We start from the raw sequence: 13,861 nt of genomic DNA, 5'->3' as shown, positions 1-13,861 counted from the left end.
CGAGCAATTCTGCCTGCTTCGCCGCCATGGTTCAAGTCCGGGTTCAGGCGATCCGGCCGAGCAGCGTTCCGACTTCATAAGTCTCGCCAACCGGCTTCAATATTTCGAGCGTGCCGGACGCTGGACTTTCGATCTCCTGCGTCGATTTGTCGCTTTCTATGGTGTAGAGCGGTTCGCCTTCCTTGATGTCGGCCCCGTCCGCGACGAGCCATTCGGCCAGTATCGCTTCGTTCATAGAAAAACCGATCTTTGGAAGAATGATTTCAACTGCCATGAATGACTCCAGACTTGATAGGAACCGATGCTGAATTGTGAAAAAGTGGCCTATCGCACGCGGCGAGCGCAACGGTGGAATTCCGCGGCCCTCTTCCGCCGCCGAAGGTGGGACGCCGTCATGGCCGCATGATCGATCATATGCTCTCCGGTCGCATCCTCGTGAGATTGGACGCTAGCTTACCAATTGATATGGCGGCCACCATTGCTTGTCAACCGGGGGCGTAGCCTCGGCGGGTGCCCCGGTGCATCAGCCCGATCAGTAAAGGGGCCGAAAATTCTGCCGCACCCGAACGTTCGGGATAACCTGTTCCTGAAGCAGGCGCAGGCTCTTCCATCCGAGTGCCGGATCGAGACCGGCCATGAGCGGCCAGAACTGATATACAGTGTCCTGTTCCATCGCGTTCATATGCTCTGCAAGTTGTGAGGGCGTGACGATCATATAGTCGTTGTTCCGGCGCAGGGCATCGATGTCGTCGGAATTGTCGAACGACAATATCGCGCCGCCACCAATCTCCTTGGTGAAGCTCTTATAGCTGTTGACCCAGTGCAGCAGATGCGGACCCACCTCTTCCCAACCCTGGTCGACATCGGATACGACATGGACGAAGCGGGCTGCGGTAACGGGGAACGGACCGGGATCGGGCTTGCCGAGCTTCCGCAATTCTTCGCGGTAGACGTCGAACAGCGCGTCGATATTGGGCGATACGCCATCCGCCCCATTTTGCGCCGCCCGCCGCGCGACCCGTGGAAAGGATGCCGCCATCAGCATGCGCAGCGGTTCCTCAGGCGCCGGGGACAGATTGTCGATCGACCGCCCGCGATAACGGAAAGGCCCGCCCGCTTCCGCCTTCCGCGCGAGGTCGATCACTTCGTCTATGATGTTCAGCCGGTCTTCCCGCCGCGCGCCATAGGCGGCGAATTCCACTTCCCGATACCCGCCGCTGATGACCGGCAGGGTGCGCCCGCCGCTGATCACCGCCAGTTGGCGAAGGTCCTCCACCAGGCGCAAGGGATTGTAGAAAGGGGCAAGGATGATCATGCGGATCGCCAGCCGCTCGGTGCGGGCGGCGACCGCGCCCGCCATGACCGCCGGAGAACACATATAATGATCGCTGGTAAGATGATGCTCCGCCAGCGTCACGGACTCGAAGCCATTGTCCTCCGCCCAGGCGCACATGGAGAGCGAAGCGTCGTAAAGCGCTTTCTTCGGAATATGCGTCCAGTCCGGCCGGCGCATGTCGAAGCGAAGCTCCAGATGCGCTGCGGGTTTGTCCTCTTGCTTCGCCATGGTTCATCCTCCCACTGTCAAAGATTGCAGGACCGGTCGAATGGGGAACGGTTCAGGCCGAAGCCGGTCCTTCATAGGAATCGAGCGCATCCAGATCGTCCATGGCCGCGGTGATCCGCTCGATGAAGCAGAGCGATGTGGCATCGGGCTGCATATTCGGCATGTCACGCGCGGGCCGGTAGGTTATCGTCCAGAAGGCAAGCGCCTGCGCCAGCTGCTGCCGGACCAGCTTCATGGCTTCGGCAAATCCGACCTTTTCCCCGCCCCGGGCGACGAGTTCGTCGAGATAGAGGCGCAGCAGGTCTTCAAGCCAAGCGCGGCGATCCTCGATGGTGAGGGCAGTGGCCATCGCGTAGATGAAGTCGCGGCTCCAATGGCCGATCTGCGTGACCTGCCAGTCGCAAAGGCCCATGCGGCCGTCCAGGATGAACCAGTTGCGCAGATGCACGTCGCAATGGGTGAGCATCCGTGGAAGCCGGTGGTGCAAGGCGCCGGCTTCCATCGTGCGCGGCCATATTTCGGAACGGCGGGCGAAAAGACGCGGAGGGATGATCGCTTCGCAGTCCCCGAACGCCACATCGCAGCGGTCCGCGAAATCCGGCGCGACCTTCGTCTGATGAACCCACCAGTCGGCATAGTTCATATAGGGGATGCTGGCCGTGCCAAGTTCCGGACTGCCGTAGAATGCGCCGTGCAGCGCGGCGAGCTGGGCCACCATGTCCTCGGCATTGGCGCGGCTGATCTCATGGCTTTCGTCGGGGAAAAGCGCCCCTTCGGTCAGATCCTCCATCACCACGACATAGCCGAACCTATCCCGGTCGGCGGCGGCATGGATCCTGGGCGGCGTCAACGTTTCGATGCGATCCTGTATCTGGTTGAAGAAACTGGCCTCGCTGTCGATGATCAGGTTCATGCCCAGCATGACCCGATTGGCGAGCTTCATGGCGCCCTTGCAGAAGACCGACGGCGGCAGCCCCGCATCCTGCCCGGCCGGATTATAGTCGACGAAGATCCGCTGGCGGTTGGATGAGCCGTCGCTCGCCTCGCCCAAACGGAAGTCCGTCACAGCCGCGCCGGGCGCCCGTCGGCACAGAACCGCCGTCAGCCATTCGGGCGTGATCCGGTCATAGCTCAGGGGCACGTCGTCGATCGTCCGGGGCGCGGCAGGGGCGTCAAGCGCCCTGGCGTAGGTTTCCCTGATCAGATCCGGTAGAGATGCCATGTGGTCGCATCCATTTTCCAGGCGCGGGAAATTTCCAGGCGCAATCCGTCGTTTCTCAAGCCAGCCCCGCCGTCGCCCCTTGGTGGCGCGCGACCGGGCAATGGCGATCGGCCCAGCCGCAGCATCGTCGCCGGGCCGGGCGTCATGCGCAAAGGTCAGGCGGCTGCCGAAACTGTCCTGATCGCGGGAATCACCTTGTTCGCAAACAGTTCCAGGCTAGCCCAGGACAGGTCCAGGGGCATGCCGCCCATCAGCGGGCAGATGACGATCCGGTTGCCCGCATCGGTCTCCTCCTGGCAGAAGGCGATGCATTCCTCCGGCGTCATCACCGGATAGCGGCCCAGCGCGCGCAAGGCGTCATGGTCGTTCGCATCCTGAAAGCCGGTGAACTGACCGGCGCTCTTGCTCGCGGCCGTATAGAAGCCATGATATTCCGCGACATAGGGCGCGACCTGGCTCCATGCCCGGTCGGGGTCCTCGCTCACATAGATGGTGGTCTGCCTCGTGTCGCTGATATAGACCTGGCCGGGCGCCTTGCCGAATTCGGCGCAGGCCCGCTCATATTCGTCGATCAGTTCCTGCGAACGGAACATCGGGTAGAAACCGGTGCCATAGCGCGCCGCCCTGCGCGCCGTGGCCTTCAGGCTGCCGCCGATCAGGAGCGCTGGGCCGCCGGGCTGCAACGGACCGGGCGTGATGCGTCCCCGGCGTCCGTCGATCTCGAATTCCCCCCCGTCGAACACCTGACGCAGGACCGCAAGCTTGGCGTCGGCAATGCGTCCGCGCTCCTTTATGTCGATCCCGAACATTTCGAATTCGGACGGCACATAGCCCAGCACGACCGAGACATCGAGGCGGCCATTGCTGATATGGTCCAGCAGGCAGAGATCCTCCGCAAGGCGAACGGTTTCGTAGAGAGGCAGGGCGATGATGGGCTGTATGCGCAGATTCCGCGTGCGTGCCGCGACCGCGCCGGCGAGAAGGATCGGGGAGGGATTATACCCGCAGGGCGTGCCATGATGTTCGCCGAACTGCGCCGTCGAAAAGCCCCGCGTGTCGGCCCATTGCGACTGTTCCAGCACCGCCGCGACGGTCTCCGGCGTGGAGGGGCCGGATGACGAGGTGATGAGGTCGTAGCGCAAGATGACTTCCATGCTCTTCTCCTATATTCCGTTTGCCTCGCGGGCGCCGGAAGGCCGCTCCGCTTTGCTTTTCGTTGCGGCTCCCGGCGGCGGATGGACACCGCGGCCAGCCTGTTTCCACAAGGCCTGCGGGCGTCCGCAACGAGTCGGTATCTTCAGATAATTCATTAACGAACAAATTGCCGGTTGCAATTACATATTATTATTATACGCTAGCGAAGTGTTTTTTGAAGGGCCGGGAAATCGGCGGCTTCGGCGGCACGAGTGAAAAGAAGATGGGAGGGTGCGTGCAGAAGTCTCTGCGTGGCGTCGTAACGTGCCGATCGGTCGTCGGCCAGGGCCCCACGCCCCGTCGGATCTTGCCGAAAAGCCTCGGGTCGCCTTGATCCGACGGGGGCGTGCCGGACATCCCACCGGTTGAAATGGTCGCTCCCTTGACAGGGGCGAGGATGTAGCAGGCCTGCTCGGCCTGCGTCGCGGAACGGTTGGCGTCGTCCGCATGATGGAATGAATGAGCGAAGGCAACAAATAAGGGGAGGTTCGAATGAACAAGGCACTATATCTTACGGGCGCCGCGGCGCTGGCGATGATCGGCTGTCCCGCGCAGGCCCAGTCGGCGGCGGATCCCGCAGCGGCCACGGAAGCCCAACAAAGCGGGCAGTTGCAGGACATCATCGTCACTGCCCAGCGCCGTGAGGAACGCCTGCAGGACGTGCCGATTTCAGTGGCTGCAGTCGGTTCCGAAGCCCTGGCGTCCAAGGGAATTGATACGCTTACTAACATTAGCGCCGCGGTGCCCGGCCTGAACATCACCGTTCAGGGGTCGGCGGCGCAGATCTATGTCCGTGGCGTGGGATCGAGCACCAGCGACCCCAATAACGAACCGTCGGTCGCGGTCTATGTGGACGGCGTGTACATCGCGTCGCCAATCTCCAACATGTCGTCGTTCAACAATATCTCGCAGATCGAAGTCCTCAAGGGGCCGCAGGGTACTTTGTTCGGCCGCAACGCGACCGGTGGCGTGATCCAGATCCGCACGCGCGATCCCGAGCATGATCCGGCGGTGGAGGTCAGCGCCGGCTTCGCCAATTACGATACGCTGACCGGCAATTTCTACGGAACGACCGGAATTTCCGAATCGGCGGCGATCGACCTGGCGGTGCAATATCGCAACCAGTTCGAGGGCTATGGCCGCAATCTTACGCTGGGCACCGAAACGGCGCGGGATTCGAGCGTCGGTTTCCGCTCCAAGCTGCTGATCACGCCAAGCGACCGGACGCAGATCCGTCTGGCCGGCGATTATAGCCGCGCCTATTCCTCGCGCAGCGACTATAAGCTGCCTCCCGGCGCGCTCAATTTGGACGGCGTGGTGCAGCCGGGGGGCTTCGATACGCTGCAAAGCCTGCCCGCCTATACCAAGCTGAAGCAGGGCGGCGTGTCGCTGCGCATCGAACATGATCTCGACTTCGCGCGCATCGTCAGCATCAGCGCCTTCCGCAAGTCGACCGGCCCGATCGTGATCGACGCCGACGGCGCGGCCGGCGACTACATCCGGGCATCCCTGCCGATGACGCAGCGCAGCCTGTCGCAGGAACTGCAATTGATGGCGCCCAGCGGATCGAGCATCGACTGGCTGGTCGGCGCCTTCTACTACAACAACAAGGCAGGCTATAAGGACGCCGAGATCACCGGCCTGGCGCTGGGCGGCGGCGTCGCGGGATATGATACGCGGCAGCATACCAAGTCGGGATCGGTATATGGCCAGGCGACGGTGGAGGTCCTGCCGAAGCTCAAGCTCACCGGCGGCCTGCGTTTCACGACCGAGCGCCAGAGCATCACGGGAACGCAGACCTTCAACGGCGCGCTGAATCCGACTCCCTTCGCGCCCAAGACCGGGTTCGACAAGCTGACATGGCGGCTGGCGGCGAATTACGCCGTGACCGAGGACGTCAATGCCTATGTATCCTACAACCGGGGGATCAAGAGCGGTGGCTATAATCTGCTTGGCGCGGATCAGGCGGGTTATCGTCCCGAGATTCTCGACGCCTATGAGGCCGGCATCAAGAGCGAACTGTTCGACAAGCGGCTGCGCCTGAACCTTGCCGCCTTCCTCTACGATTATCAGGACATCCAGTTCTCGATCGTGCCGAACACGATCGCCGTCATCCTCAATGCGGCGAAGGCGCGGATCAAGGGCCTGGAATTCGATTTCGAAGCGGCACCGGTGGAGAATCTGACCCTTACCGGCGGCGCGACTTACCTGCACGGCAGATATCTGGATTTCCCGAACGCGCCGGCATTTCCGACATCGCCGCTTTCAGGACCCCAGATCAATGTCGACGCGTCAGGCGGCCGTACCGTCTTCACGCCGAAACTGACCGCCAATTTCGGCTTCGACTATGCGATTCCGACCGATGCGGGGAAATTCATCCTGTCGTCGTCGGTTTATTATAATGATGGCTTCAACTTCTCGCTCGCGCCCTATCCGGGCAATCCGGGGCCGACCGGCGTGATCGGCGCCGGGGCGGGCGATCTCCTGAAGAATGACGATTATACGCTGCTTTCGGCATCCTTGCAGTGGCGTGCGCCGGACGACAATTTCGGCCTGCGCTTCTGGGGAGCGAACCTCACCAACACGAAATATTATCGCACCGGCACGCCTTCGGGCTTCGGTTCGCTGACGGTGCGCGGCGATCCGCGGACCTATGGCGTGACCCTGGATGCAAAGTTCTGAGGTGATGGCCTGACTTCGGCTTCTCCGTCGCCGCCTTCGCCAGAGGGTTGCGACGGAGGGCCAGGTCCCCCGCCATGGACGGCGGATGGGAGCTTGAGGAACGGGTTTAGTCCATCCATACTAGACGCCGTCGGCGCAGGATGGCGAGCAGGAGAAGGCGTAAGGTGCGATCGGACAAAGCGAGGACAGGCGACATGGCGAAGCAGGGCGATGCGGAATATCTCGCGAAGATCGCGGAACCGATGACGGTCGATTCCGAAGCGGACATAACGTGGGACGACAGTGCCGACGTGGTCGTCGTCGGCTTCGGCGGCGCGGGAGCGGCGACCGCGGTCGAAAGCCTGGACCAGGGGCTGGATGTGATCTGCCTGGATCGCTTCGCAGGCGGCGGCGCGACCCGCCTCAGCGGCGGCGTCACCTATGCCGGCGGCACCCGCTTCCAGCAGGAGGCGGGTTTTCCGGATTCCGCGGAGAATATGTACGCCTATCTTTCGCAGGAACCCAATGCGGTGAGCCTGACGACGCTCAAGACCTTCTGCGAGACGAGCAACGCCAATCTGGAATGGCTGGCATCGCTGGGCGTGCCCTATAGCAGCGAGGTCTATCTTGAAAAGACGTCCTATCCGCCGGACGGCAGCTTTCTATATTATACCGCCAACGAGACCTTGCCGGTTTCCCAGCAACGTGCCGCCGCTGCGCCGCGTGGGCATAGGGCGGTGGGCGCCGGATCGACCGGCCACCTGCATTTCGACGCGCTGCGCAAGGCGGCGCAGGACCGGGGCGCCCGCATCCATCTGCATTCCCCCGTCCGCCGCCTCGTCATGGATCGGGGGGGACGGATATTGGGCGTCGTCGCGTCGGTCATACCCGACAGCGAGTGGAAAAGGCATGACGCCTTCTTCGACCAGATCAAGCCGGTCATGCCGTTCCGCCAGAAAAAGTCGGTCCGCGCCGCGCAGGCATGTGCGGAGTGGGAAGAGCAGTTCACGGGGGAGCGCTTCGTCCGTGCGCGGGTCGGGGTGGTCATCAGCACCGGGGGCTTCCTCTTCAACCGTGCGATGATGGAGCGGCATAATCCGCATTTCGAACCCTTCTACATGAACCTCATTCCCATATCGTGCATGGGGGACGACGGCAGCGGGATCGAACTGGGCCGTTCGGCGGGGGGATCGATCGGGTTGATGGACAGCCTGTGCCTTACCAAGGTGATTGCGCCGCCGACCGAACTCAGCAAGGCCGCGCTCATCAACGAACATGGAGAGCGCTTCATTGCCGAGGATGCCTATAGCGGCTTTGTGGGGTCGGCCATTCTCGACCAGGGTGGAAAGGCGTGGCTGGTCATCGATTCCCGCAATTTCTGGAAGGCGTTCAAGGCCTGCCTGTTCCCCAAGAAGGGGCTGCGGCTGCTGACCTTGCCGAACCTGTTCAACATCGCGCTGGGCGGGACGAAGCGGGCATCGTCGCTGAGCAGGCTGGCAAAGAAGATCGGCGTGCCGGCCGATACGCTGGAAAAGACGATCAGCGATTATAATGCCGCGGCCAAGGGCACCGTGCCTGATGTCGTCGGCAAGAATCCCAAGAATATCGCCCCGGTGGCGCGCGGGCCTTTCTATGCGCTGGACCTGAACATGGCCAAGCCCTTCTCGATGACGCTGGTCTTCACCCTTGGCGGTCTGCGCGTCAATGAGGAGACCGGGTCCGTCATTCGGGAGGACGGATCGTCGATTCCGGGCCTCTATGCGGCGGGCCGGGCCGCCGTCGGCCTGTGTTCGAAGGCTTATTTCAGCGGCATGTCGCTCGCGGACACGGTGTTTTCCGGGCGTCGTGCCGCGCGCCAGATGCGGCGGCAGAAGGACGAGGCGGCACTTCAAAAGGGCGAGGCGTGAGGCCGGGCGACATGAGGCAGACGGAAATGGACGATATTCCAGCGCTCGAAGGAATGCCGCTGGCAGAACTGATGGCCGCAAGCGAGCAGGCGACGCTGGCGGCGCATGGGCCGGTCGTCACCTATTCGCGCAAGGTGTTCATCCCCCTGACGCAATTGTGCCGCGACGTTTGTCATTATTGCACCTTCGCGACGACGCCGCGCCGGATCGAGACGGCCTTCCTGTCGCGCAGCGCGGTGCTCGCCATCGCCAGGGCAGGCGCGGCCGCCGGGTGCCGGGAGGCTCTCTTCACCCTGGGCGACCGACCCGAGGCGCGCTATGCAGCGGCGCGCAAGGCGCTCGATGCGCTGGGCCATGAAACCACCCTTTCCTATCTGCGTGAAATGGCCAATGCCGTGCTGGAGGAAACGGGGCTGCTGCCGCACATCAATGCCGGATTGATGGACGACGCCGATTATGCGGCGCTGCGTCCGGTTTCGGCGTCCATGGGGTTGATGCTGGAAACGGCGTCCGATCGGCTGTCGCAAAAAGGCGGTCCGCATCATGGTTCGCCGGACAAGCAGCCGGCGCGCCGGCTGGAAGCGATTGCCGCCGCCGGGCGGGCCGGGGTGCCATTCACCACCGGCCTGCTGATCGGCATTGGCGAAACGCGGGCGGAACGGCTGGAAGCCCTGATCGCCATTCGCGACCTGCACCGCCGATATGGGCATGTCCAGGAAGTCATCATCCAGAATTTCCGCGCCAAGCCGGGCACGAGGATGGCAAGCCATCCCGAGCCGTCGCTGGAAGAGCATCTGTGGACGATCGCCGCCGCGCGATCGATATTGGGACCGGAGATGGTGATCCAGGCGCCACCCAATCTGCACCGTCCGGAAGATCACGCCTTGCTGCTGCGCGCCGGGGTGAACGATTGGGGCGGCGTTTCCCCGGTGACGCCCGACCATGTCAATCCCGAGGCGCCCTGGCCGCATCTGGATGCCCTGGCCCGGACGACTGCTGCCGCGGGACGGGTGTTGCGGGAGCGGTTGGCGGTCGGCCCGGCCTTTGCGCGCCAGCCGGAGGCCTGGATGGAGCCGGCGCTCGCCAGAATAGTGCGCCGCGCCGTGGATGCGCGCGGATTGCCGGTGACGGACGGCTGGCATGCAGGGAGCGGGCAGCCGGTTCCCGCGATCCTCTCAACGGGCAGAACGGCGGTATCCAGGGGGATAGAGGAGATCGTGGATCGCGCCGTCGCCGGGGAGCGGCTGGACGAAGCGGCGATCGCGCAATTGTTCCGCGCCGATGGTCCCGACATGGCGCTGGTCGCGGAGGCGGCCGACATGCTTCGCCGGGACGTGGCCGGCGATGTCGTGACCTATGTGGTCAACCGGAACATCAACTACACCAATATCTGCCTCTACAAATGCGGCTTCTGCGCCTTTTCCAAGGGCAGCACCAAAGCGGAACGCGGTCCGGCCTATCGGCTCGACTTCGAAGAGGTGGGACGCCGCGCCGCCGAGGCGGTGGCGCGCGGTGCGACGGAAGTATGCCTGCAAGGCGGCATCCATCCAGACTATGACGGCAATATCTATCTGAACGTGCTCCGTGCGGTTCGCGCCGCCGCGCCGGACATCCATATCCATGCCTTCTCGCCGCTGGAGGTGACGCATGGCGCGGCGACCCTGGGGCTGCCGCTGGAGGATTATCTGGTGCAGTTGAAGCGGGCGGGCCTTTCCACCCTGCCCGGCACCGCCGCCGAGATTCTGGATGACGATGTCCGCGCGATCATCTGTCCGGACAAGGTGAACAGCGCCGAGTGGCTGGAGGTGATGCGCACCGCGCATCGGGTCGGGCTACGCAGTACGGCGACGATCATGTTCGGCCATGTCGAGCGCTATGAGCATTGGGCGAGGCATCTGCTTCGGGTGCGCGATCTTCAGCAGGAAAGCGGCGGCTTCACCGAATTCGTGCCGCTGCCGTTCGTGCATATGGAGGCGCCCAACTGGCGCAAGGGCCAGGCCCGTTCCGGGCCGAGTTTCCGGGAAACGCTGCTGATGCACGCCGTCGCCCGGCTGGCGCTGCATCCCCTGATCCCCAACATCCAGGCAAGCTGGGTCAAGCTGGGCGGCGACGGGGTCGTCGCGGCGCTCCGTGCGGGGGTCAACGACCTTGGCGGAACGTTGATGGACGAATCCATCACGCGCGCGGCGGGGGGGCTCAATGGCCAGCTCTGCGATCCGGCGCGCATGGCCGAACTTGCCGGTCTGGCCGGGCGCCCGGTGCGCCAGCGGACCACCCTTTACGGCCATGTCGATGCGCCGGCCCTTCTTGAAACATTGGGAGAATAGAATGAACGACATGCAGACCATCGCCATCGTCGGCGGCACGGGTCAGCTGGGGGCAGCGATCGCGCGTCGGCTGGCCAAGGCGGGGCGCAGGGTCATCATCGGGTCGCGTTCCGCGGAAAGCGGGCAGCGCGTGGCGAACGAACTGGGCTTCGGCCTTTCCGGCATGGCCAATGCCGATGCGGCCAAGGCCGCGGACATCGTCATCGTCACGGTGCCCTTCGCGGCGCAAGAGGGAACATTGGCGGAGATCGCTCCCCATGTCGCGGGCAAGCTGGTGGTCGACACGACCGTGCCGCTCGTGCCGCCGAAGGTCATGCGCGTGCAGCTTCCGGCGGAGGGCAGCGCGGCGCAGCGTGCGCAGGCCTTGCTGGGCGACGGCGTCACTCTGGTTTCGGCGTTCCACAATGTCGCCGCGCACAAGTTGGCGACGGATGAGGATATTGCCTGCGACGTGCTGGTCTTCGGCGATGACAGGGCGGCGCGGGCGAAGGTGGTCGAGATCGCGGATCAGGCGGGATTGCGCGGCCTGCATGGCGGCGGGCTGGCCAATTCCGCTGCCGCCGAAGCGCTGACTTCGGTCCTTATCTTCCTCAACAAGACCTACAAGGTCGATGGCGCCGGCGTCCAGATCACGGGAAAGCTGACCCCGCCCGTCGATTGAGACTTCCCGCCTGCATTTCCGGCTTCGTCCGTTTGCAACGGGCGGCGTTTGGCCGCGGACCAGCCCGGCACCGGCGTCAGGTCGGTTCCAGGCTGCTCATGTCGATGACGAACCGATATTTCACATCGTTGCGGCGAAGCCGGGCATAAGCCTCGTTCACCTCGTCCATCCGGATCAGCTCGATGTCCGCGACGATGCCGTGATCGGCACAGAAGTCGATCATTTCCTGCGTCTCGGCTATGCCGCCGATCAGAGATCCCGCCACGCATTTCTGACCGAAGATGATGGGGCCGGTCAGGACGGGCAGCGCGCCCGATCCTATACCCAGCAGGCACAGGGTCGAGTTCGGCTTCAGCAAGGCGACGAGGCCGTTCAGGTCGTGCGGCGCCGATACGGTGTTAAGCACGAAATCGAGCTGCCCCTGGGCGGCCGTCATCTGCGCTTCGTCCGATGACAGCAGAACATGATCCGCGCCGAGCGCCCGCGCATCCGCCGCCTTGCTGGCCGAAGTCGTGATCGCCGTGACCTCCGCACCCATGGCCACGGCCAGTTTGATCGCAATATGGCCCAGGCCCCCGATGCCGACGATGCCGATGCGCTTTCCCGGGCCGACCTTCCATTTGCGCAATGGGGAATAGGTGGTGATGCCGGCGCAGAGCAGCGGCGCTGCCGACGCGGTGTCGAGCGTGTCCGGTAGGCGCAGCACATAATCCTCGTTCGCGACGTACAATCTGGAATAGCCGCCATAGGTGGGCAAGCCCTGTTCGCCGCGCTCGACCGACCCGAAGGTGCCGGTGACGCCTTCGACGCACATATGTTCATGGCCTTCCCGGCATGGTTCGCACAGGCGGCAGGAGTCGGTGAAGCATCCGATCGCTCCGCCGTCTCCCACCGAGAATTTGGTTACCGCCTCGCCGACGGCCGTGATCCTGCCGACGATCTCATGGCCCGGCACCATCGGGAAAGGCATGCCGGGCATTTCGCCGTCCACGGCATGGAGATCCGAATGGCAGATCCCGCAATGGGTGATTTCCAGCACGACATCGTGCGCACCCATATTCCGCCGTTCGAATTCGAAGGGTTTGAGGAGGGCGCCCGGCGCCGCTGCCGCATAGCCCAGAACCTTGGTCATCTTATTTCCTCTCCATATCTCATTATCGGCGCTGCCCTATCGGTTTCCGTCCACGCCGGTCGTCATGTTTTGGCGGATGTGAAGGAGCCCTGGGCGAGATAGCCGTCCATATCGACCTGCACGTCTCCCGCCTTGGACCGGCCGAAGAAACGGTCATAATCCTCCGGCTTGGCCACGCGCCGCGCCGCCATCTCCTTTTCCGACTTGGAAGCGAGAAGGGCGGCGGCGCGCTGGACTGCAGGTCGCTGATCGATCTTTTCCCGCCAGGCGATGAGATTGGGATAATCCTCGGCTGCGAAGCCGTGGCGGCTGAAGTAGCCGGCCCATGGATACATTGCGATGTCGGCGATCGAATAATCGGAGCCGCCCAGCCAGGGCGCGACGCCCAATCGCGTGTCGAAGTCGCGATATACGCGGCCGGCCTGGTCGCGATAGCGTCGGCCGGCGTAGCTGTCCAACTGCTTTGCGACGAGCTGGAAATGATTCAACTGGCCCAGCATCGGCCCCGCCAGCGCCACCTGCGCGATCAGCCATTTGATCACGTCCCAACGCGCCGGAGCGGGTGGCAGCAAGTCCGACTTATATGTTTCGGCCAGGTAGATGAGGATGGCCCCGGATTCGAAAATCGGCTGCTGACCGGGCGCGCCCTCATGATCGACAATGACCGGCACTTTGCCGAGGGGGTTCATCGCCAGAAATTCGGGGGTCGCGCTGCCGCCCAGAAGAACGTCAAGATGATGGAAGCGATAGTCCAGTCCGAGTTCTTCAAGCATGATCGCAACCTTGAGCACGTTCGGACTGCCCATTCCGTACAGATCAATCATGAGGGGGTCTCTCCTGCCAAGCTCTAAGGTGATGTGTTTGAATATGCGGCAGCAGCGGGAAGGGCATGAGGCCCGGCTTCATGACGGCCAAGGGTTCCATGTCATCCCACTCAGCGGCAGCATCGCCGGTGAGGCGCCGTGCATCGGATCATGACGCCGCGACTCGGTTGCCGATTCCATATAGTATGCATGGATTATAATATGCAAACGCATCTTAATGTCGCCCATGTTGGAAGATCGATGCGATGGGGACGCAACAGGGCCGGAAAACGCTGCTGCGCTAATGCCGATGCGGAATAATGAACTTGAATTTTGGATGCATGTAACCTATTCTCAATCATTGGCTTTGATGACGGTGCGCCTTGATGT

At 63.2% G+C, this 13,861-nt stretch carries 10 protein-coding genes; 4 read left to right on the top strand and 6 right to left on the bottom strand.

The window, feature by feature from the left end; genetic code table 11:
* Positions 1-43: 43 nt before the first annotated feature.
* The 4 genes from A0J57_RS04205 to A0J57_RS04190 all read right to left on the bottom strand — a co-directional run bounded on the left by A0J57_RS04205 (position 44) and on the right by A0J57_RS04190 (position 3,940).
* The gene (locus A0J57_RS04205) at positions 44-274 is read right to left on the bottom strand and encodes a biotin/lipoyl-containing protein (RefSeq protein ID WP_061934065.1); all 231 of its coding nucleotides are present in this window, start codon (positions 272-274) and stop codon (positions 44-46) included.
* Positions 275-532: 258 nt separating this feature from the next.
* Positions 533-1,564, bottom strand: a complete 1,032-nt coding sequence (locus tag A0J57_RS04200; RefSeq protein ID WP_061934063.1) for an LLM class flavin-dependent oxidoreductase — start codon at positions 1,562-1,564, stop codon at positions 533-535.
* Positions 1,565-1,616: 52 nt separating this feature from the next.
* Positions 1,617-2,786: an aminoglycoside phosphotransferase family protein gene (locus A0J57_RS04195; protein WP_061934061.1), complete on the bottom strand. Its 1,170-nt coding sequence runs from the start codon at positions 2,784-2,786 to the stop codon at positions 1,617-1,619.
* A 155-nt stretch (positions 2,787-2,941) separates the two neighbouring features.
* Positions 2,942-3,940: an LLM class flavin-dependent oxidoreductase gene (locus A0J57_RS04190; protein ID WP_061934060.1), complete on the bottom strand. Its 999-nt coding sequence runs from the start codon at positions 3,938-3,940 to the stop codon at positions 2,942-2,944.
* Positions 3,941-4,472: 532 nt separating this feature from the next.
* Here A0J57_RS04190 and A0J57_RS04185 point away from each other — a divergent pair.
* The 4 genes from A0J57_RS04185 (at position 4,473) to npdG (ending at position 11,536) form a co-directional block, all read left to right on the top strand.
* Complete coding sequence (locus A0J57_RS04185; RefSeq protein WP_061934057.1) at positions 4,473-6,662, top strand: TonB-dependent receptor; 2,190 nt, start codon at positions 4,473-4,475, stop codon at positions 6,660-6,662.
* Between the two features lie 194 nt (positions 6,663-6,856).
* On the top strand, positions 6,857-8,548 hold the full coding sequence (locus A0J57_RS04180; protein ID WP_061934055.1) for an FAD-binding protein: 1,692 nt from the start codon (positions 6,857-6,859) through the stop codon (positions 8,546-8,548).
* 11 nt (positions 8,549-8,559) lie between these two features.
* Positions 8,560-10,875 carry a 5-amino-6-(D-ribitylamino)uracil--L-tyrosine 4-hydroxyphenyl transferase CofH gene (gene cofH, locus A0J57_RS04175; protein ID WP_061934053.1) on the top strand — a complete coding sequence of 772 codons (2,316 nt, stop codon included), beginning with the start codon at positions 8,560-8,562 and terminating at the stop codon, positions 10,873-10,875.
* Position 10,876: 1 nt separating this feature from the next.
* Complete coding sequence (gene npdG / locus A0J57_RS04170; protein WP_173664332.1) at positions 10,877-11,536, top strand: NADPH-dependent F420 reductase; 660 nt, start codon at positions 10,877-10,879, stop codon at positions 11,534-11,536.
* A 76-nt stretch (positions 11,537-11,612) separates the two neighbouring features.
* Here npdG and A0J57_RS04165 read toward each other — a convergent pair whose 3' ends face one another.
* On the bottom strand, positions 11,613-12,668 hold the full coding sequence (locus tag A0J57_RS04165) for an NAD(P)-dependent alcohol dehydrogenase (RefSeq protein ID WP_061934051.1): 1,056 nt from the start codon (positions 12,666-12,668) through the stop codon (positions 11,613-11,615).
* Positions 12,669-12,730: 62 nt separating this feature from the next.
* A complete protein-coding gene (locus A0J57_RS04160) occupies positions 12,731-13,492 on the bottom strand; it encodes a glutathione S-transferase family protein (RefSeq protein WP_082718579.1) in 762 nt (253 codons plus the stop codon).
* Positions 13,493-13,861: the final 369 nt, after the last annotated feature.

The organism is Sphingobium sp. 22B (assembly GCF_001580035.1).
Taxonomy (GTDB): Bacteria; Pseudomonadota; Alphaproteobacteria; order Sphingomonadales; family Sphingomonadaceae; genus Sphingobium; species Sphingobium fuliginis.
This window is presented reverse-complemented; position numbering and strand designations above follow the sequence as displayed.